We start from the raw sequence: 20,121 nt of genomic DNA, 5'->3' as shown, positions 1-20,121 counted from the left end.
ATGGCCAGTGCGATTTCCGCCAACCGCGCCGAACTGCTCGCGATTGCAACGGCTGTTGCCACCGAGAAGATGATCGACAAGGCGATCGTCATCGAGGCAATGGAAGAAGCGATCCAGAAGTCGGCCCGTAACCGCTATGGCGCCGAAAACGACATTCGCGCCAAGCTGGACCCGCGCACCGGCGATCTGCGCCTGTGGCGCGTGGTCGAAGTGGTCGAGCATGTCGATGACTATTTCAAGCAGGTGGATCTGAAGGCTGCTGAAAAGCTGCAGAAGGACGCCAAGATCGGTGACTTCATCGTCGACCCGCTGCCGCCGGTGGACCTTGGCCGCATTGACGCCCAGAGCGCCAAGCAGGTCATTTTCCAGAAGGTGCGCGATGCCGAGCGCGACCGTCAGTATGCCGAGTTCAAGGACCGCGCGGGCGAAATCGTCACGGGCGTGATCAAGTCGGTCGAGTTCGGCCATGTGATCGTCAACCTTGGTCGCGCCGAGGGCGTGATCCGCCGTGATCAGCAGATCCCGCGCGAAACCGCCCGCGTGGGCGAGCGTGTGCGTGCGCTGATCCTGAAGGTTGAGCGTCAGAACCGTGGTCCGCAGATTTTCCTGAGCCGCGCGCATCCCGATTTCATGAAGCGCCTGTTCGCGCAGGAAGTGCCTGAAATCTACGACAACATCATCGAGATCAAGGCCGCCGCCCGCGATCCCGGTTCGCGCGCCAAGATCGGCGTGATCAGTCGCGATTCGAGCATCGACCCGGTCGGCGCCTGCGTCGGCATGAAGGGCAGCCGCGTGCAGGCCGTCGTGCAGGAAATGCAGGGCGAAAAGATCGACATCATCCCCTGGAGCGAAGATACCGCCACTTTCGTGGTGAACGCTCTCCAGCCCGCGACTGTCAGCCGCGTGGTGATTGATGAAGAAGAAGGCCGCATCGAGGTTGTGGTTCCCGACGATCAGCTCTCGCTGGCCATCGGTCGCCGTGGCCAGAACGTGCGTCTGGCCAGCCAGTTGACTGGCCGTCAGATCGACATCATGACCGAGGCCGAGGCGAGCGAAAAGCGTCAGAAGGAATTCGCCGAAAAGTCCAAGCTGTTCGAAGAAGAGCTGGACGTCGACGAAACCCTCTCGCAGCTCTTGGTGGCCGAAGGCTTCAGCGAGCTGGAAGAAGTGGCCTATATCGAAATCGCCGAACTGGCGCAGATCGAAGGCTTTGACGAGGAACTGGCCGAAGAGCTGCAGAACCGCGCGCAGGAAGCGCTGGATCGCCGCGAAGAGGCCGCCCGTCAGGAACGTCGCGCTCTGGGCGTTGAAGATGCGCTGGCTGAACTGCCGCATCTCAACGAAGGCATGCTGGTGACGCTGGGCAAGGCGGGGATCAAGACGCTCGACGATCTGGCCGATCTGGCCACCGATGAGTTGATCGCCAAGAAGCGCGTCAATGACCAGCGCCGCCGCAATGACAAGCGCGACCGCGACGACAAGCGCGATGAAAAGCGCGAAGAAGTGAGCCGCGGCGGTGTGCTGGGCGAATATGGGCTGACCGAAGAGCAGGGCAATGAGATCATCATGGCCGCCCGTGCTCACTGGTTCACTGATGAGGAGGCCGCCGATGCGGATTCCTCGCAATGAACGCGTAAGCGCCGACATCGCTGACGCCGGGCCGGAAAGGAAATGCATCCTTTCCGGCGAGGTGGCCCCGCGCGATGCGCTGATCCGACTGGCGATTTCGCCCGAAGGACCGGATGGGGCCTGCTTTATCGCACCCGATGCTTTGGCCAAGGCGCCGGGGCGTGGGGCGTGGATCGGTGTGCGTAAGGACGAACTGACAAAGGCGATTGCCAAGGGTAAGCTGAAGGGCGCTCTGGCGCGGGCCTATAAGGGCGCGAAAATTGCCATTCCCGATGACCTGCCGGAAAAGATCGAAGCGGCGCTGACCCGCGCCTTCACCGATCGGCTGGGGCTGGAAATGCGCAGCGGGCGCTTGCTGGTAGGCTCTGATCGCATTGCTGAAAATGCGCGCATGGGGCGTGTCGTATGGCTGGCCCATGCGGCCGATGCGGGCGATGATGGCAATCGCAAGCTGGATCAGGCCTGGCGCGTAGGCAAGGAAACCGAAGGCAGTGGTGAAAAGGGTGACACCTTGCCACTGGACCGCGCGGCCCTGTCTGTGGCATTGGGCCGCGACAATGTCGTGCATCTGGCGTTGACCGACCGGGCATCGGCCGAAAGGCTTGCCCCCTTGCTCGCGCGCCTGAATCACTATCTTGCCGAAGATAATCAAGGCTTTGGCGGTAATTCCGCCGAACCGGACGCACATCATGATGACGCCGCCGACAGTGAGTCGCCGGCTGAGACGAATTGAGACTGAAGGGCTGTTTGAACCGATGACCGATAACAATGACAAACCGACACTGGGTCGCAAGCCGCTGGGGCTGAAGCGCTCGGTGGAAGCGGGCGAAGTCAAACAGACCTTCAGCCACGGCCGCACCAATAAGGTGGTGGTTGAAGTCAAGCGCCGCAAGGTGATCCCGGGCAAGCCGGGTGAGGGTGCCCCGCAGGCTGGTGAGGCCGCTCCGGCTCCTGCGCCTGCGCCCGCTCCTGTGGCACAGCCTGCGCGTCCGCCGCTGCCGCCTGTGCGCCCGGCGCCCGTGGCCGCAAGCCGCGAAACGCGTCAGGAAATGCAGGCTCGCCTGCTGCGCGAGGCCGAAGAAGCCCGTCTGGCCGCGACTGAGGCTGCGACCCGTCGTGAACAGGAAGAAAAGGCGCGCCAGATCGAAGAAGAGCGCCGCCGCGCCGAAGAAAACCGTCGCGCTGCCGAAGCCGCTGCGGCCCCTGCGCCTGCGCCCGTCGTGGAAGAAGCGCCCAAGGCTGTTGAAGCCGCGCCTGCGCCTGCCGCGCCCGTGGCAAAGCCGGTGGCCGAAGCCGCTCCTGCGCCGGCGGCCCCGGTGAAGGTCGAAGCGCCCAAGGCTGCTCCGGTTGAGGAAAAGCCCGCTGCGCCTGCGCCGCGCCGCTTTACGCCGGTTCAATCGGCGCCGACCCCGCCGCGTCGCCCCGAAGCGGCGGCGCCTGCGCCCAAGAAGCCTGCGCCCAGCCGTGGCAAGACCGCCGACGAACGTCGCGGCGGCAAGCTGACGGTGAACCGCGCGCTCAACGAGGACGAAGGCGCCCGCGCCCGTTCGCTGGCCGCGTTGAAGCGTGCCCGCGAAAAGGAACGCCGCGCCCACTTCGGCGGTCAGTATCAGCAGCGTGAAAAGCAGGTGCGCGACGTGATCGTGCCCGAAGCGATCACGGTGCAGGAACTGGCCAACCGTATGGCTGAAAAGGCCGCCGATCTGGTCAAGTCGCTGTTCAAGATGGGCATGGTGGTGACGCTTAATCACACCATCGATCAGGATACGGCGGAACTGCTGGTCGAAGAATTCGGCCACAACATCCAGCGCGTTTCGGAAAGCGACGTTGATATCGACTCGACCGTTGACGTCGATGCCGATGAAACGCTCAAGACCCGTCCGCCTGTCGTGGCGATCATGGGCCACGTTGACCATGGCAAGACCTCGCTGCTCGACGCTTTGCGTGGGACAGACGTGGTGCGCGGCGAAGCCGGCGGCATTACGCAGCATATCGGCGCCTATCAGATCAAGACCAAGGGCGGCGATCTCGTCACCTTCCTTGATACGCCGGGCCACGAAGCTTTCACCGAAATGCGTATGCGCGGCGCCAATGTCACCGACATCGTCATTCTGGTGGTTGCGGGCGATGACGGCCTGATGCCGCAGACGATCGAGGCGATCAACCACACCAAGGCGGCCGGCGTGCCGATGATCGTGGCGATCACCAAAAGCGACAAGCCCGAATTCAACCCGCAGAAGATCCGCGAACGTCTGCTCGAACATGAAATCATTGTCGAGCAGATGTCGGGTGACGTTCAGGACGTGGAAGTTTCGGCCAAGACCGGCGCGGGGCTTCAGGATCTGATCGACAAGATCCTGCTGCAGGCCGAATTGATGGAACTGCGCGCCAATCCGGACCGCGCGGCCGAAGCCACCGTGATCGAAGCCAAGCTGGACAAGGGCAAGGGGCCGCTGGCCACCGTGCTGATCAACCGTGGTACGCTCAAGGTTGGCGACATCTTCGTCGTCGGCACCCAGTCGGGCCGCGTGCGCGCCATGCTGGACGACAAGGGCCGTCAGGTGAAGCAGGCTCCGCCCGCGTTGCCGGTTGAGGTTCTGGGTCTGGGCGGTGTGCCGATGGCCGGGGATACGCTGACCGTTGTGGAAAGCGAAGCGCGTGCCCGTGAAGTGGCGGCCTTCCGTCAGGAACAGGCCACCGCCAAGCGCACCACCGCATCGCCGGCAAGCCTTGAAAACATGTTCTCGGCTCTGGCCGCCAAGCAGTCGGTGATCGAATATCCGATCGTCGTGAAGGCGGACGTGCAGGGTTCGGTCGAAGCTATCGTCAACGCGCTCAACCGCCTGTCGAATGACGAGATCAAGCTCAAGGTGCTGGCTTCGGGCGTCGGCGCCATCACGGAAAGCGACGTCAACCTGGCGGCGGCTTCGGGCGCGCCGATCGTGGGCTTCAACGTCCGTCCCAATGCCAAGGCGCGCGACATTGTCGAACGCTTCAAGGTGCGGATGAAGTATTTCGACGTGATCTATCACCTGACCGATGACATCGCCAAGGAAATGGCCGGCGTCTGGGGTCCGGAACGCATCGAAACCGTCGTCGGCCGCGCCGAGGTCAAGGAAGTGTTCCCCGCCGGCAAGCACAACAAGGCCGCTGGTCTGTTGGTTGTCGAAGGTTACATCAAGAAGGGCCTGCACACGCGTCTTACCCGCAACGACGTCATCGTTTCCAAGACCACCGTGGCCTCGCTGCGCCGGTTCAAGGACGACGTTGCCGAAGTACGCGCCGGTCTGGAATGCGGTGTCGTTCTGGAAGCAACCAACGATGTGAAGGCGGGCGATATGCTCGAAGTCTTCGAAGTCGAAATGCGCGAGCGTACGCTCTGATCCTTTGACGGATCGGCCCCGGAAACGGGGCGCAACGAAAAAGGGCGGCTTCCCGTGTGGGGAGCCGCCCTTTTTGCATGGCGGGCAGATTGGGAAAGGGACGGGCGGGGCCGTGATGACGCCGCCCGAATGGCCCTTAACGGATTGCGCCGGCAATCACGCTGGCCACGATGCCCGATGTGATGCCGATCAGCACGGCGTCATTGCCGCTGCGGACCCAGCGATAGCTGCGGGGCGGCGGGCCAAGGCGGCGATAGCGGTGATAATCGACAACGGCATAGTTTGGTGCGCGGCGACGGTCGAAGCGTTCGCCCTTGCGGAACTGAACGAATTGGGGGGCATTGCCGCGCCCCTGCGGGCCGTGGAACGCGGGGCCGCCACGGTTGTCGTGGCCGCGATCATAATGGCCGCCCGGTTGCGCCATGGCCGGAACCGCAGGAACCAGCAGGGCGGCGGCAATCGCCAGTGCGATAGGGGTCGTCATGGTTTTCCTCCTGTATGAAGCCGTGAAATCGTGATCAAATGATTACGAGGAGGAAACGCACGGGAGGCTGAACGGCCCCCGTTATTCTTGTGTTAAATTGTCGCAATTGTCTGTGATGATTACAAAAAAGCCCGCCTTGATCGCCAAGGCGGGCCGCAAGTTGATCGGGTCGAGGGTGAAGTGAATTAACGCATGGCGCCGACGATGACGCTGGCCACGATGCCGCTGGCGATACCCACCATCAGGGCGTCATTGCCGCTGCGGACCCAGTGATATCCGCGCGGCGGAGGGCGCAAACGGTCCCAGCGGCGATAGTCGTTGATCACGTAATAGTTGGGCGCGCGGCTTGCATAGAAGCGCTCACCGCGGCGGAATTGGCGCCAGCCCGGTTGGGGCGCCCAGCCGCCGCGGCTCCAGCCCGGACCGCGGTCGTGGCGCCAATCGCGGTCGTACCCGCCATGATGGCCCCGGTCCCAATGGCCCCGCCCGTGCCCATGACCATGACCGGGATCGGCCGCAGCGATCGTCGGGGCCAGCGCGAGGGCGCAAAGTGCCAGACTGATGATTTTACGCATGATATTCCTCCTTCCGGTTCCGTTCTGATGGACGAGATCAGATTTCGGAGCCGCTCAATGTGTAAGAAGTCATTGCCAAGCGATGCGTTCCATGGGCAAAGCGAATTTACGACAGGCCGGTTCGTTCCGGCGACAGAATATATGCCGGTGCAATCCGGCCAGAGAAATGACGGACATTATGGCACGCCACCAAACTTCCACTCCCGAAAACCGTTCGGTTCGCCTGCTCAAGGTTGGCGAACAGGTGCGGCATGTGATTTCCGATCTGTTGACGCGGCAGATGGTGCATGACGACGTGTTGACCGCCCATTCGGTCAGCGTGACCGAGGTTCGCATGAGCCCGGATCTGCGCCACGCGACGGTTTTTGTTAAGCCTCTGTTGGGCGTTCACGAGGATATCGTGCTTAAGGCGCTGCGCACGAATATCGCGTTTTTCCAAAAGGAAGTCGCGGGCAAGCTGAAGCTGAAATATGCGGCCAAGATCAAGTTTTTGCCCGACGAAAGCTTTGACGAGGCGACCCGCATCGACGCTTTGCTGTCCAGCCCGCTGGTGCGGCGCGATATCGAAGGTGGCGGCGAGTAAGCCTTACACGATGGCCAAGCTCTATTTTTACTATGCCAGCATGAATGCGGGCAAATCGACCACGCTGCTTCAGGCCGATTTCAATTATCGCGAGCGGGGCATGGCCACGATGCTGTGGACGGCGGCGTTGGACCATCGCGGGGGTGACAATGCGATTGAAAGCCGGATTGGCCTGCACGCCGATGCGCATCGCTTTGGCGCCCGGACGGACATTCATGGCGCGGTTATGGCGGCGCATGCCGAGTCGCCTTTGTCCTGCGTTCTGATCGATGAGGCGCAGTTCCTGTCCGCCGATCAAGTGTGGCAGGCGGCGCGGATTGCGGATGAGGGTGGGATTCCGGTCCTTTGCTATGGGTTGCGCACCGATTTTCAGGGTGAGTTGTTCCCCGGTTCGGCGGCCTTGCTGGGCATTGCCGATGCTTTGGTCGAATTGAAAGCGGTGTGCCATTGCGGGCGCAAGGCGACGATGAACCTGCGCGTCGATGCGTCGGGCCGGGCGGTCATCGAAGGGGCGCAGACCGAGATCGGGGGTAATGACCGCTATGTCGCGCTTTGCCGCCGTCATTTCGCAACGGCGCGGGGGATGTTCGCATGAGCGTCCATGGCTGGATCATTCTGGACAAGCCGCTGGAACTGGGCAGCACGCAGGCGGTCAGCGCGGTCAAGCGCAACCTGCGCGCGGCGGGCTATAACATGAAGCTGAAGGGCGGGATCAAGGTGGGCCATGGTGGCACGCTCGACCCGCTGGCCAGCGGAATTTTGCCGATTGCGCTGGGCGAGGCGACGAAATTGACGGGGCGGATGCTGGATGCGTCCAAGACCTATGATTTCACGGTCAAGTTCGGCGAGGAGACGGAAACGCTCGATCTTGAGGGCAAGGTGGTGGCGACCAGCGATGTGCGCCCCATCGCGGCGGAAATCGCGGCGGTGTTGCCCCAGTTCACCGGGCCGATTGAGCAGGTGCCGCCCGCCTATTCGGCGTTGATGATCGACGGGGTGCGCGCCTATGACCGCGCGCGCCGGGGTGAGGCGGTGGATATGCCCACTCGCGCCGTCACGATCCACGCGCTGGACTTGATTGATGCGGGAGAGGATTGGGCCACTCTGCGCGCCCATGTGTCCAAGGGCACCTATATCCGTTCGCTTGCCCGCGACATTTCCTTGGCGCTGGGCACGCGCGGGTCTGTGACGATGTTGCGGCGGCTGTCGGCGGGGCCTTTCACGCTGGAACACGCGATTTCGCTGGACTCCTTGAACGAAATCGGTCAGGGGGCGCCGCTTGAAACTAAACTTCTGCCGCTAGAGGCAGGGCTGGTCGACATCCCGGCTCTTTCCCTCACGCCCCAGCAGGCAGGAGCGGTCCGTCAGGGCCGCGTTCTTTTGGGGCAGCCCTATCCCGATGGGCTTTATCTGGCGCGGCTGGGCAATGTGCCTGTCGCGCTGATGATGCTTGAAGGGAGCTCGGCCAGAGTCGAGCGGGGGTTCAACTTTTCGGATGTCGCGGAGTAGAGATTATGACGATTACCGCTGAAAAGAAGCAGGAACTGATCGCTGACAACGCCCAGCACGCCGGCGACACCGGTTCGCCCGAAGTGCAGGTTGCGATCCTGACCACGCGCATTGTCAACCTCACCGAACACTTCAAGACCCACGCGAAGGACAACCACTCGCGTCGCGGTCTGCTTCAGCTGGTCAACAAGCGTCGCACGCTGCTGGCCTATCTGAAGAAGAAGGATGTGGCGCGTTACAACGCTCTCATCGCCAAGCTGGGCCTGCGCAAGTAAGCCAAGTTTGAGAAGCGCCCCCACGCGGGGCGCTTCGCTTATGTGGACAGGGCGGTTGCTGATGGATCAGCGCTGCCCTTTCTGCTATGCAGCGCCAGATTTGCACGACACGCCCCATCCGGGGCGGTTTGCATTTCAGGCGTATGATTGATTTTGGGGCTTTTTCCGCAATTCGGCGGAGGCCTTTGGGGCATGAACAAACAGCCCCGCACCGCACCGGGCGGCTATCCCGGCAGCAAATCCTGTGTGGCAATAGGGCCATGCGGGCTGAAGGATACAAGATGTTCGACGTTAAGACCGTATCGCTGGAGTGGGGCGGAAAGACCCTCACCCTCGAAACCGGCCGTATCGCCCGTCAGGCCGACGGCGCTGTTCTGGCCACTTATGGCGAAACCGTGGTGCTTTGCGCCGTGACCGCCGCCAAGTCGGTGAAGGAAGGCCAGGACTTTTTCCCGCTGACCGTTCACTATCAGGAAAAGTTTTCGGCTGCTGGCCGTATTCCCGGCGGCTTTTTTAAGCGCGAACGCGGCGCGACGGAAAAGGAAACGCTGGTTTCCCGCCTGATCGACCGTCCGGTCCGCCCGCTGTTCCCCGAAGGTTTCTATAACGAAATCAACGTCATTGCCCAAGTTCTGAGCTATGACGGCGAAACCGAACCCGATATCGTTGCGATGATCGCCGCTTCGGCTGCGCTGACCATCTCGGGCGTGCCTTTCATGGGCCCCATCGGCGCTGCACGCGTGGGCTTCAAGGATGGCGAATATCAGCTCAACCCCTCGATGGCGCAGGTGGCCGAAGGCCGTCTCGACCTCGTCGTGGCTGCCACCGGCAATGCCGTGATGATGGTCGAATCGGAAGCCAAGGAACTCTCGGAAGATGAGATGCTGGGCGCCGTGATGTTTGCGCATGACGAATGCCGCAAGGTGGTCAACGCCATCATCGATCTGGCCGAAAAGGCCGCCAAGGATCCTTGGGAAGTCGACCTGTCGGACAACACCGCCGACATGAAGGCCAAGCTCAAGAAGCTGGTGGGCAAGGATATTGCCGCTGCCTACAAGCTGACCGACAAGTCGGCCCGCTCGAACGCGCTCAATGAAGTGCGCGCCAAGGCCAAGGCCGCCTATGCCGACGAATCGCCCCAGACCCAGATGGTCGCCATCAAGGTGACCAAGAAGCTGGAAGCCGAAATCGTGCGCACCGCCATCCTCAAGGACGGCAAGCGTATCGACGGGCGCACCACCACGCAGATCCGCCCCATCGAATCGATGGTCGGCTTCCTGCCGCGCACCCATGGTTCGGCGCTGTTCACGCGTGGCGAAACGCAGTCGATCTGCACCACCACGCTGGGCACCAAGGACGCTGAACAGATGATCGACGGCCTTGACGGCCTGTCGTATCAGAACTTCATGCTGCACTATAACTTCCCCCCCTATTCGGTGGGTGAAGTGGGCCGCTTTGGCGCCCCCGGTCGCCGCGAAGTGGGCCATGGCAAGCTGGCATGGCGCGCTCTGCACCCCGTGCTGCCTTCGAAGGAAGACTTCCCCTACACGATCCGCGTTCTCTCGGACATCACCGAGTCGAACGGTTCGTCCTCGATGGCCACCGTCTGCGGCGGTTCGCTTTCGATGATGGACGCCGGTGTGCCGCTGGTGCGCCCGGTGTCGGGCATTGCCATGGGCCTGATCCTCGAAGGCGATGAATTCACCGTGCTGTCCGACATTCTGGGTGATGAAGATCACCTGGGCGACATGGACTTCAAGGTGGCCGGTACGTCTGAAGGCATTACCACGATGCAGATGGACATCAAGGTTGCCGGCATCACGCAGGAAATCATGGGCAAGGCTTTGGCTCAGGCCAAGGAAGGCCGCGCGCATATCCTGGGTGAAATGCTCAAGGCTCTGGGCGAAGCGCGCACCGAACTGTCGGCGCATGCTCCGCGCATCGAAACCATCAGCATCGACAAGTCGAAGATCCGTGACGTCATCGGCACGGGCGGCAAGGTGATCCGCGAAATCGTGGCCACCACCGGCGCCAAGGTCGACATTGATGATGAAGGCGTGATCAAGATCTCGTCGAGCGATCTGGGCCAGATCGAGGCCGCCAAGGCCTGGATTCTGGGCATTGTGGAAGAAGCCGAAGTCGGCAAGATCTACAAGGGCAAGGTCGTCAACATCGTCGATTTCGGCGCTTTCGTGAACTTCATGGGCGGCAAGGACGGTCTGGTCCACGTGTCGGAAATGAAGAACGAGCGCGTTGAAAAGCCGACCGACGTGGTGAAGGAAGGCCAGGAAGTCTTCGTCAAGGTTCTCGAAATCGATCCGCGCGGCAAGGTTCGCCTGTCGATGCGCGTTGTCGATCAGGAAACCGGCGGCGAACTGGAAGACACCCGTCCGCCCCGCGAGCCGCGCGAACCCCGCGCTGATCGTGGCGACCGTGGTGATCGTGGCGGCGACCGTCGTCCCCGCGGAGGCGACCGTGGTCCGCGTCGCGAAGGCGGCCGTGATGGTGGGCGCGATCGCGGCCCCCGTCGTGACCGTGAAGAAGGGGGCAACCCCGACCACATGCCGGCTTTCCTGAAGTCGGAAGATTGATCTGATACATGGGGGAGGGCGCCCTGCGCTCTCCCTTTTCAGGCCAAAGAAAAGGCCCGCCTCTGTCGCAAGAGGCGGGCCTTCTTCTTGGTGGGGCGACCAAGAAGCCTGTTTAACTCTTTTGGTGGCGCTTTGTGCGTTCATCTTCCGAAGGTTCGGCCACCATTACGCGGTTTCGCCCTTCGGCCTTGGCGCGGTACAGCGCCTTGTCGGCGGCGCGCAGGGCCGCGCGCGGGTCGGCAAAGGAAAAGACGTCGGCAATCCCGGCAGAGAAGGTGACCTTGCCAATGGGCATGTCGGTTGCCCGATTGACCATTCGCCGTTCGGCCAGCGCAGAGCGCGCGTCATCGAGCAATTCCCACGCCTGATGCAACGAACGGCCGCGCAGCAGGACGACAAATTCCTCGCCGCCATGGCGGGCGACGTGACAGCGATCATCGGAAATGCGGGTCAGGGCCGTCGCCACATTGCGCAACACGCGGTCGCCTGCTTCATGGCCATGTTCGTCGTTGATCCGCTTGAAATGGTCGATGTCGCAAAAGGCCACGGCCAATTGGTCTCCGGCATCGCGGGCGCTGGCAAATTCGCTGCTGAAACGGTGTTCAAAGGCGCGGCGATTGGGCAGGCCTGTCAGGTGGTCCTCTTCGGCGCTGCGGCGCGCCTGTTCAAGGCTGCGACGCAGGGCGCGGGTTTCCAGCAACGAACGCGCCATATCCTGTTCAAGGCTGGCGGTGCGATCCAGCATGGTGCGCGCGATAGAGACCAGTTCATGCACCAATTCGCCCGTATCGATGGGTTTGTTGGCGGGCTTCATTTCGACCAGCCCGTCAACATGCGCCGACAGGGCATCGCCATATTCGCTGGCGGCGGTTTTGGCCGCGCTGCTGGTGCGATCAAAGGCTTCGATGTTTGATTCAAGCCGGTTCATCAGCCGGTTAAGGAATTCGCTCTGATCCCCGCCATTTTCGCGCAACAGTTGCTCGATCCATTCCAGCGTCAGAGGCTCGCGCGCCTGCATCCGTTGGTCGATGCTGCGGACCATGGAACCATCGCCGCCGGTCAGGTAATTATGCGCCACGGTCAATGTCAGCGGGCTGATTTCCAGATCATGGGCCAGCAAAAAGTCGGCAATGTCAGTCAGTAGTTGCGTGCGCGCCAAACGGCGCGGATCACGCGTGACAACAGTTTCGGCGGCCTGTTCTTCTTCTGACGCGTCATCTTCCCGGCCGCTGCCCATCAGCCAGCCAATCAGGCCCTTTGCCGGGCGCCGTGCAAGGTTAGGATCGTGCGAAGTCATGGCCGGAGGTGTAACACCGGCCTATGGAAACCATATTGCCGGTTTGGACCGGATTTCTACGCAGATCGCGACTTAATGCTTGGCCTGTACGGGTTCGTCATGAAAAACCGTCGCGCCGGGGGGCAGTTTTGACCAATCGGCGGGGGTGACACAGCAATAGGCGCCGCTGCGATGGGCGATGCCTTGCAATATTGGGGGCAGGCGTTTGCAGCGCATCAGGATGCCATCGCTGTTATGCGCCGCCAGATAGGCCACGGGATCGGTAATCGACCCACGGAAATGGCGCGGCAGTACCGCCAGTTCATGATCGGGCATCACACTTTGCATATAGGCAAAATAGGTGATGTCATCGAGCAGCAGGTGTCGCGCATCACGCGGCATGGGCAGATTACATTGACGCGCGGCCCCCATGATATTGGCATAGGATGCGTGATAGCCGAAAACCGGCACCGACCAAGGGTGATAGGGCAGCCAGTCGCGGCGCCGGGCATCGTCAATAAGGCGTGGGCCATACAGGCCCGACACCAGCACAATGGACAGCAGCATCAACGGCCCGACAGCCAGCGCCAGCGTGCTGATCCAGCGACGCAGACCCTCCCATTTATGCGGGCTGGCCATGGCCAGAATGATCGCCAGCATCAGCAGCGGCAGGACGAAACTGGCCTCATAGACATTGCGGTCATATTGGCTGACGCACCAGATCGACACCGCGCCAAGCAACATCAGCGAAATGACAGGTTCGGGCGGAATTACCCGTTCCCGCCACATGACCCGCACCCCGCCGATAAAGCTGATGATCGCGGCCAGCAGAGCGGTGGCCCAGATAATGGTCATTCCGCCGCGCCAACCGTTCATCTCATCACGGCTGACCATATTGAGCGGCAGCCAGGATGACATCGGGTCAATCGCCGGGGCGGCGCGTTCGACATAGTGGTGAATCTTGTAATTCTGCAAGACTTTGAGGACCAGCCCGACCTTGCTGATCTTGCCCATGTCCAATTGGCCGGCCAGATTGTTCCGGGCATGCTGTTCGGCAATGATCGGGTCGGCGGGGCATTGCACGCGGTTGACCCAATATTGCCCCGCGCTGACCGTGGCACAGGCCAGCAGGATAATCGCCACGCCGCGCGCGAACAGGGCACGGCGGCCCCGGCTGGCAAAGATGATGCAGGCGGCAAAGGCGGGCACCACCAGCACGGCTTTGAAGTGATAGGACATGGCGATCAGCGCCAACGCCAGAATGGTCAGCGAGCGGCGCCATGCGGTGCCGGGGCTGGCGGTGGCGTTGGTGTAGGCGATGCCGTTAAAGGGCGCGAAAAGGTTGCCCGGCGATCGCCACCCCGCGCTGGCGATCAGGACCGCGGCGGTGGCGGCCAGAAAGATCGGCTGTTCCGGCCTGCTCCACACCAGCAGCAGCGGCATGACGCCCAAGCCCATCAGCGCCGAGGCAATAATGGCCAGCGTGTGCCGTTCATCATAGCTGCGCCCGATCTGTTTGACGAGGCGCAGGACCATGACGATAAACACGATGGCATAGGCCACGCCCGAAACGCGCACGAACATCGGATCGGGAAAGCGCGTGTTGAAAAAGGCCGAATACCAACGCACCGGCCACATGAAAAAGGGTGGCACGGCCAGCGTGTTCGGCCCGCAATTGTCCGAATAAAGCTTGTCCAGCCCGTCGAGCCACGCCCGTTCTTGAAGCCTCCACCCGATTTCATCGGTATAGACCGGCAAGAGCATGCCCGCGACCAGAGCGATCAACAGCCCGCCCACGACGGCGCGGCGCAAATTGGGGAACAATCTGGTGTGGTCAAAGGTCATGGAAGAAGCGGGCGCCCCGAAAAGATCAAATTCTGTGTGGCCACATGCAACAAGGCGCGCAAGCGGCGGATCATGCCACTTGCGCGCCTGTGTTTGTCAGCAAACGTTTAACGCACGCGCGGATTGCCAAACGGCAGCGGCGGCGGAGGGCGGCGATGTCCACGCGGCAATTGTGCCTGATAGGCGCGACCGCAATGTTCGACGCAATAGGGGAAGCCGGGGTTCACCTTTTCGCCGCAGAAATGGAAGTCCGGTTCGCCCGGATGCCCCATCGGCCAGCGGCAGATGCGATCGTTGAGATCGAGCAGGCTGGTCTTGTCGGCGATGTCCGCGCTGGGCTTTGCCGGCACAAGGCGGCGCGGCGGCGCGGGGGGAATGGGGGCCTGTTGTTCGCCCGGACCCTGACGCAGAAAGCCGCCGGGGCCGACCGAGACGATGCGCGGAGCGGGCGGAGCCGCCGGAGCATCACCCGAAGGCGCAGCAGGCGCGGCTGCAACCGGGGCGGGAGGCGCGGCCACAGGGGCAGCCGGGGCCGGACGCGGCGCAGGCGCGGGTGCCGACACGCGGGGCGCTGGCGGTTCAACCGGCGCGGGACGCGGCGTTGGCGCGGTTTGCACCGGGGCGGGCGTGGCCTCTTCGTGGCGATCATTCGACTTGACCGGGCTGGGGCGAGCCTTGAGCCCAAGACGGTGCGCCTTGCCGATGACGGCATTGCGGGACACGCCGCCCAGTTCTTCCGCGATCTGGCTGGCGGTGGAGCCGCCTTCCCACATGCGGGTCAGTTTGTCGATGCGTTCTTCGGTCCAGCTCATGCGTGCCTTGCTGCCTTTTGTCCTGATTCTTTCGCGCACCCCAATGTGGGGAGTGTGAAAGCGCGGTGCAAGTCTTGCCAGCCCGCGCGCTACCCGATAGTCGGGCAAGCATGGTCGATCAACCCCGCAATGCCGCCCAGACCGCCGCAATCGCCCATGATTCGTCGGTTCGTCCCCCTTTAAGGCAGTTTCCTGTTCAGGGAGAGCCTCTGATCCATGGCATCAACCGCCTGGGCTTGTGGACTCTCTATATGAAAGAGGTGCGCCGTTTCATCAAGGTCCAGACCCAGACTATCTGGGCGCCGGCGGTCACGACTTTGTTGTTTCTGGTGATATTCACGGTGGCGATGGGGCGTGGGGGGCGCATTGTGCTGGGCGTGAACTTTGCCACCTTTGTCGCGCCGGGCCTGATCATGATGGGTATGATGAACAATGCGTTCCAGAATGCCTCGTTCAGCTTTCTTGCGGGCAAAATTCAGGGGACGATCGTCGATTTCCTGACGCCGCCGCTTTCGACCGGCGAATTGATGGCCGGGATGATCGGCGGGGCGATGACGCGCGGCATTCTGGTCGGGTTGGCGCTGGCCGGGGCGATGCTGCTGTGGCCGGGTGTGACGTTGAGCGTGGCGCATCCGTGGGCGGTGGCGTGGTTCGGGTTGATGGGGACGATGCTTTTGTCGCTGATCGGGCTGTTGTCATCGGTTTGGGCGGAAAAGTTTGACCACAATGCGGCCGTCACCAATTTCGTGGTGCAACCCTTGGCGCTGTTGTCGGGGACGTTTTATGTGATCGACAACCTCTCGCCCGCGTTTCAGTCGGTCAGCCGGGTCAATCCGTTCTTCTATGTGATTTCCGGCTTTCGCTTCGGCTTTCTGGGGCAGAGTGACATTGGGGCGACCAATCAGGCGGTGCTGCATGGCGCATTGGGTCTGGCGGCATTGAACGTGGCTCTGGGCGTGCTGTGCTATATGGTGCTCAAGTCGGGGTGGAAGCTGAAGGGATAATCCTTCGCCAGCGCCGAATAGAAAAACCCGCCGGGATGAACTCTCGGCGGGTTTTTTATTGGTGATCGGGCTTAGTGGCTCAGGCCCGCCCTTAACCGATAGCGGGCGCCGTCAAACGGTTCGAACACCTGCGGCAGGGCGGGGTGTTCCACCGGATCGCCTTCTGTATCGCGCACAAGGTTCTGCTGGCTGACATAGGCGATATAGCTGTCCTCCTCGCTCTCGGCAAAGAGGTGGTAGAAAGGCTGGTCGCGGTCGGGTCGGACGTCCTGTGGAATGGATTCGTACCATTCCTCGCTGTTGGCAAACACCGGATCGATGTCGAAGATCACCCCGCGAAAATCGAAATCGCGGTGGCGTACAACATCGCCAATGGCAAAGCGGGCGCGTGCGGCACGAGGTACGTCGATCCGACGTCCGGCCTGGGGAGAGAAGAAACTCGTCCTGTCCATGATTGGAAATATAGGCGTGTTGCAGCGCAAAACAAGCGGCCCATCAGAAAATCCACAGGGATGTGAAATTAGGGCTTGGCAAGGTGTGATTCGTTGGCTAGAGGGCGGCTCCCGACCGGGACGAAGCCCTTGCGGTTTCATCCAAAACCTCTGCGGAGAGGTGGCAGAGTGGTCGAATGCACCGCACTCGAAATGCGGCATACTCGTGAGGGTATCCAGGGTTCGAATCCCTGCCTCTCCGCCACTACTTTCCAAACATGCTGATTTTGCTGGAAGGCTCGGTTTTCCGGGCTTTCTGCGTTTGATGCTGCTACAAAATCTGCTACAAAATCCCTGTCGAGAGGGAAGGGCTTTGCGTGGAGAAGGTGAAGGGGCATCGCTACCTGTATCGGCGCGAAGGCATGTTGTATTTTCGCCGTGCGGTGCCACCGGATGTCCGGCAGGCGTTTGACGGCGTGAGGGAAGTTTGGCTCTCGCTTGAAACCGGCGATGTGCGTGATGCGATCAAACCGCTGGCGGAAGAGGTCACCAAATTCAACAAGCGCCTGATTGCAGCGCGGCGCGTCAGATCACCCGATGCGGCTCCAGCACCGCCAGCCGTGCCCTTACGCATTGAGATCGAAGAGGCCGTTCGCGAGGTTCTGGCGGAGCGGTTGGCGCGGGAGCATACCGATTTTAGCCACCTTGAGGACGCAGTAGCCAAGGCAGCCGGGGACCAGCTTGCTGGCACACTGAGATACCAAGAGAAGTTCATCCGGAAGAGCCTCAAGCCCGGTTCCCACTTGGAGCCATCCCTTGCGACAGAATGGATGGCCGAGAGTTTGATTGAGCGGTTCCGGTGGGATTTGCCTAAGAGCCACCCGGAATATCGGTTTTTGCTGCGGTTCGTCGCGCAAAGTCAGCGGGAGGCGGCTCTACAAATCAGGGCCGACCTTAGGGGTAAGCCTCGGCAGGTCAATGACGTGCGCTTTGCGCCCGAACAATATCAACTGGATGCCGAACGGAAAGCGGCCCGCAATGTCGAAGGCAAACCAGTTGCCTTACTCGATCTGTTCGACGGCTATGCCGCCGAGCGCAAACCCGCCCCGGCGACCGTCAAGGCATACCGCCGTCAAGTCGAAGCCTTCATTGCTTTCATTGGCCATGACGATGCCCGGAAGATCACGTTTGAGGATGTGGTCAACTGGAAGCAGAATTTGCTCACGGTCCCCAATGCAGCGGGCAAGCTGCGGACGGCAAAGACGGTTGGCGAGACTTATCTGTCTGCCTTGAAGACCGCGTTGAAGTGGGGTGTTGAGAATGCCAAGCTCCCGGCCAATCCGGCGGAGCAGGTTCGCGTTCGTGCCCCGCGCCCTGTCAAGCTCCGCTCCAAGGCCCTTTCGGACAGTGAAGCCTTGATAATCCTGCGCGCCACCCTCACGCCGCCGCCAGCGCGGTTGTCGCCGGAAAGGGCCTTTGCTCGGCGGTGGGTTCCATGGTTGTGCGCCTATACCGGGGCGCGTGTGGATGAGATGGCCCAGCTACGCGCCGAGGATGTGCAAAAGCTGGATGGTGTCTGGACGGTGCGCATCACGCCAGAAGCCGGTGGTCAGAAGAGCAACGAGGCAAGGGTTGTGGCGCTGCACCCGCATCTGATCGAACAAGGTTTCGTCGCCGAAGTGGCCAAGCGCAAGGGAAGCCTATTCTACGATCCCAGCCGCCACCGTGGTGGCAGCGATGGCCATCGCCAAAGCAAGAAGGTCGGGCAGCACTTGGCCGAGTGGGTCCGGGATATGGGGATCGAGCAGGGTGTTGCGCCCAACCATGGCTGGCGGCACCGTTTCAAGACCTTGGCACGCAGGCATCGCTTGGACCCCACCATTGCCGACTACATCCAAGGGCACGTGCCGAGGACGGAGGGCGAGGGTTATGGGGACATTGAACCCGCGATGACATTCAGGGAGATCAAGCGCCTTCCGGCCTATAAGCTGTGATATTGCCTGCAACCCGTTGCAACTTGGCGCATGTTCACCGCCAGCTTAGACCGGCAATCCAAAGTAGCGCCGCAATGACTGGTGCGTGATAGGTGATACGGCGTAAACACCATGCGGGCTTACGCCGGTCCCATCAAAATCTCTGGCCACCAGCAGTTTGGCTTCCCTGTCGCCCGTGACGGCGCGGGTGCGCTTGCTGACGGCGGACTGGAATTGTTTCAGGTTGATCTCCGCATCGGTCAGCCAATGCGCATCGAAGATCGGCCCTTGTTCTGCAATGATCCGCATCCCCCGCGCCACTGTGGGCGACAGCCTCTCCATCCAGCGTTCGACCTGTTTGAACGTGATGTCGGTCAGATTGAGGATGGTCAGCCCGGCATACCATTCCGAAATGGGCGGGGCGGCAGGCACCGCCGAGATCGGCAGTCGTCCCATCTCGTCGCCCATCCGTCGCAAAATCTCGTTCCGGGTGGCTTCGCTGAAACTGGCGAGATCATCAGCGGTCAGAACGATTTGCATGGCTATACCTTTGGTGCAACGCGAGAAGTTGCCGTTCTGCCGCAGCATTGCTCAACATCGCGTAAATTTGCGTGCAACCCGTTGCAGCGGGCCAATGAAAGTTGATCGCCGTCGCCTTCCGACATAGACAGGCGTTGGCCCGCCTACTTGCGCCCACTGTTTGTGACCCGTAAAATAATCGACCATTTCGTAATTTAGGAAATTGCCCACCTGCCACTTAGGTTGAACGGCAGAGAGTTTTGGGACTACATCGACGCGCAGGGAGATAAACAAGGTTTAGCTGAGCAATCACCAGTCCGCGATCTCAGCAGATCATGCCGGTTGAGGATCGCTGCGTTTTTGAAATGCTCAGTGGCAGAGGCGCAAGTTGGCGGTAAACAGCCGGAAGCATAGCTAAGGGGTGAACAGAGATGCGAGTTTTGAGGCGGCAGCCACCAACTCCGGAGCAAATATACATCGTTCAACGTATACAGAACGGCGTGTCCCTAATCCGTGGTGCGGCAGGTAGCGGTAAAACCTCAACTGCATTGACTGCTCTCAGAGCAACCACAGGAGCTACGGTCAATCAACTACGCAATGTCGGAGAACTCCCCGCAAATATTCTCGTCCTCACCTATTATAATACTTTGAAAGGCTATATAACGGCTGTCGCCGAGGAGGAACTAGCTGATTATGCAGATGATGTTCGCCTCTTCATCATGACGTTCGATAAATGGGCATTTGCCACGCTCGGGTGGTCCGAAGCACTTCCGATTTCGAACATCGAGAGCGACCTGAGAGCGCGGGCTGCCGCTTTTCCCAGAGACACTAACTTCGTCGTTGATGAAGCGAACTACGTGATGGGGCGATTTCTGCCGACGGAGTTTGACAATTATTTGACTGCCCCAAGGACAGGCCGAGGAGCTTCGCCCCAAATGGGGGCAACGTTGCGTAAGCGCCTGCTTGATGAGGTAATTAGGCCGCACATTCAATGGAAGGCGCAGCACGGTAAGCGAGATTTTCACGACGTTGCACTAGCCATGGCCGACGCCAAGCCGGAAGTGCTCTATGACGTGGTCATCGTCGATGAGGCACAAGATCTCTCAGCAAACCAATTGCGTGCAATGCTCAATCACTGTACGCCTCCGATAGCGGCCGCCTTGTGGATGCCCATCCGGTGTGGATTTAGGCCCCGGTGCTAGCTCTGGTGTTAGCACTGGTGCGAAGGATCA

Annotated in this window: 18 protein-coding genes and 1 tRNA gene; 12 read left to right on the top strand and 7 right to left on the bottom strand. The window is 61.3% G+C overall.

The window, feature by feature from the left end:
* Genes nusA through infB form a run of 3 tightly spaced genes read left to right on the top strand, consistent with a single transcriptional unit; the run spans position 1 to position 5,012 of the window.
* Positions 1 to 1,629: a transcription termination factor NusA gene (nusA, locus tag ACZ9HU_RS03720; protein WP_476102460.1), complete on the top strand. Its 1,629-nt coding sequence runs from the start codon at positions 1 to 3 to the stop codon at positions 1,627 to 1,629.
* Positions 1,610 to 2,362: a DUF448 domain-containing protein gene (locus ACZ9HU_RS03715; RefSeq protein ID WP_476102458.1), complete on the top strand. Its 753-nt coding sequence runs from the start codon at positions 1,610 to 1,612 to the stop codon at positions 2,360 to 2,362. The genes nusA and ACZ9HU_RS03715 overlap by 20 nt, the downstream gene beginning before the upstream one ends.
* 22 nt (positions 2,363 to 2,384) lie before the next feature.
* On the top strand, positions 2,385 to 5,012 hold the full coding sequence (gene infB, locus ACZ9HU_RS03710) for a translation initiation factor IF-2 (protein ID WP_476102456.1): 2,628 nt from the start codon (positions 2,385 to 2,387) through the stop codon (positions 5,010 to 5,012).
* A 136-nt stretch (positions 5,013 to 5,148) separates the two neighbouring features.
* Here infB and ACZ9HU_RS03705 read toward each other — a convergent pair whose 3' ends face one another.
* Both ACZ9HU_RS03705 and ACZ9HU_RS03700 read right to left on the bottom strand, forming a co-directional pair.
* Complete coding sequence (locus ACZ9HU_RS03705) at positions 5,149 to 5,496, bottom strand: RcnB family protein (RefSeq protein WP_476102453.1); 348 nt, start codon at positions 5,494 to 5,496, stop codon at positions 5,149 to 5,151.
* A gap of 185 nt (positions 5,497 to 5,681) precedes the next feature.
* Positions 5,682 to 6,071, bottom strand: a complete 390-nt coding sequence (locus tag ACZ9HU_RS03700; RefSeq protein ID WP_476102451.1) for an RcnB family protein — start codon at positions 6,069 to 6,071, stop codon at positions 5,682 to 5,684.
* 178 nt (positions 6,072 to 6,249) lie between these two features.
* On the opposite strand from ACZ9HU_RS03700, the gene rbfA reads away from it, so the two are divergent.
* The 5 genes from rbfA to pnp all read left to right on the top strand — a co-directional run bounded on the left by rbfA (position 6,250) and on the right by pnp (position 11,029).
* The gene (gene rbfA / locus ACZ9HU_RS03695) at positions 6,250 to 6,654 is read left to right on the top strand and encodes a 30S ribosome-binding factor RbfA (RefSeq protein WP_476102449.1); all 405 of its coding nucleotides are present in this window, start codon (positions 6,250 to 6,252) and stop codon (positions 6,652 to 6,654) included.
* Positions 6,655 to 6,664: 10 nt separating this feature from the next.
* Positions 6,665 to 7,249 carry a thymidine kinase gene (locus ACZ9HU_RS03690; protein ID WP_476103059.1) on the top strand — a complete coding sequence of 195 codons (585 nt, stop codon included), beginning with the start codon at positions 6,665 to 6,667 and terminating at the stop codon, positions 7,247 to 7,249.
* Positions 7,246 to 8,163, top strand: coding sequence for a tRNA pseudouridine(55) synthase TruB (truB, locus tag ACZ9HU_RS03685; protein ID WP_476102447.1), 918 nt, complete (start codon positions 7,246 to 7,248; stop codon positions 8,161 to 8,163). Before ACZ9HU_RS03690 ends, truB begins: the two co-directional genes overlap by 4 nt.
* A 5-nt stretch (positions 8,164 to 8,168) precedes the next feature.
* Positions 8,169 to 8,438, top strand: a complete 270-nt coding sequence (gene rpsO, locus ACZ9HU_RS03680) for a 30S ribosomal protein S15 (protein ID WP_168602441.1) — start codon at positions 8,169 to 8,171, stop codon at positions 8,436 to 8,438.
* A 281-nt stretch (positions 8,439 to 8,719) separates the two neighbouring features.
* Complete coding sequence (gene pnp / locus ACZ9HU_RS03675; protein ID WP_476102442.1) at positions 8,720 to 11,029, top strand: polyribonucleotide nucleotidyltransferase; 2,310 nt, start codon at positions 8,720 to 8,722, stop codon at positions 11,027 to 11,029.
* Positions 11,030 to 11,141: 112 nt separating this feature from the next.
* Here pnp and ACZ9HU_RS03670 read toward each other — a convergent pair whose 3' ends face one another.
* The 3 genes from ACZ9HU_RS03670 to ACZ9HU_RS03660 form a co-directional block, all read right to left on the bottom strand.
* Positions 11,142 to 12,326 (bottom strand): GGDEF domain-containing protein, encoded by a 1,185-nt coding sequence (locus tag ACZ9HU_RS03670; protein ID WP_476102439.1) that lies wholly within the window; start codon positions 12,324 to 12,326, stop codon positions 11,142 to 11,144.
* 72 nt (positions 12,327 to 12,398) lie between these two features.
* Positions 12,399 to 14,150, bottom strand: a complete 1,752-nt coding sequence (locus ACZ9HU_RS03665) for a hypothetical protein (RefSeq protein WP_476102436.1) — start codon at positions 14,148 to 14,150, stop codon at positions 12,399 to 12,401.
* 107 nt (positions 14,151 to 14,257) lie between these two features.
* Positions 14,258 to 14,962, bottom strand: coding sequence for a GcrA family cell cycle regulator (locus ACZ9HU_RS03660; RefSeq protein WP_476102432.1), 705 nt, complete (start codon positions 14,960 to 14,962; stop codon positions 14,258 to 14,260).
* Positions 14,963 to 15,072: 110 nt separating this feature from the next.
* Here ACZ9HU_RS03660 and ACZ9HU_RS03655 point away from each other — a divergent pair, with 110 nt between their 5' ends.
* On the top strand, positions 15,073 to 15,966 hold the full coding sequence (locus ACZ9HU_RS03655) for an ABC transporter permease (RefSeq protein WP_476102430.1): 894 nt from the start codon (positions 15,073 to 15,075) through the stop codon (positions 15,964 to 15,966).
* A 71-nt stretch (positions 15,967 to 16,037) separates the two neighbouring features.
* On the opposite strand, the gene hspQ is transcribed toward ACZ9HU_RS03655, so the two are convergent.
* Positions 16,038 to 16,418 carry a heat shock protein HspQ gene (hspQ, locus tag ACZ9HU_RS03650; protein WP_476102428.1) on the bottom strand — a complete coding sequence of 127 codons (381 nt, stop codon included), beginning with the start codon at positions 16,416 to 16,418 and terminating at the stop codon, positions 16,038 to 16,040.
* Positions 16,419 to 16,572: 154 nt separating this feature from the next.
* Between hspQ and ACZ9HU_RS03645 the strand changes: the two genes are divergently transcribed.
* Positions 16,573 to 16,662 (top strand) — tRNA-Ser (locus ACZ9HU_RS03645).
* A 112-nt stretch (positions 16,663 to 16,774) separates the two neighbouring features.
* On the top strand, positions 16,775 to 18,391 hold the full coding sequence (locus ACZ9HU_RS03640) for a DUF6538 domain-containing protein (RefSeq protein WP_476102425.1): 1,617 nt from the start codon (positions 16,775 to 16,777) through the stop codon (positions 18,389 to 18,391).
* Between the two features lie 45 nt (positions 18,392 to 18,436).
* On the opposite strand, the gene ACZ9HU_RS03635 is transcribed toward ACZ9HU_RS03640, so the two are convergent.
* The gene (locus ACZ9HU_RS03635; RefSeq protein WP_476102422.1) at positions 18,437 to 18,910 is read right to left on the bottom strand and encodes a hypothetical protein; all 474 of its coding nucleotides are present in this window, start codon (positions 18,908 to 18,910) and stop codon (positions 18,437 to 18,439) included.
* 410 nt (positions 18,911 to 19,320) lie between these two features.
* Here ACZ9HU_RS03635 and ACZ9HU_RS03630 point away from each other — a divergent pair, with 410 nt between their 5' ends.
* Positions 19,321 to 20,091 (top strand): hypothetical protein, encoded by a 771-nt coding sequence (locus ACZ9HU_RS03630; RefSeq protein ID WP_476102419.1) that lies wholly within the window; start codon positions 19,321 to 19,323, stop codon positions 20,089 to 20,091.
* Positions 20,092 to 20,121 lie beyond the last annotated feature (30 nt).

Source organism: Novosphingobium sp. Sphag1I, assembly GCF_056279125.1.
The sequence above is the reverse complement of the archived record's forward strand: the minus strand, read 5'-3'. Positions and strand labels throughout refer to the sequence as shown.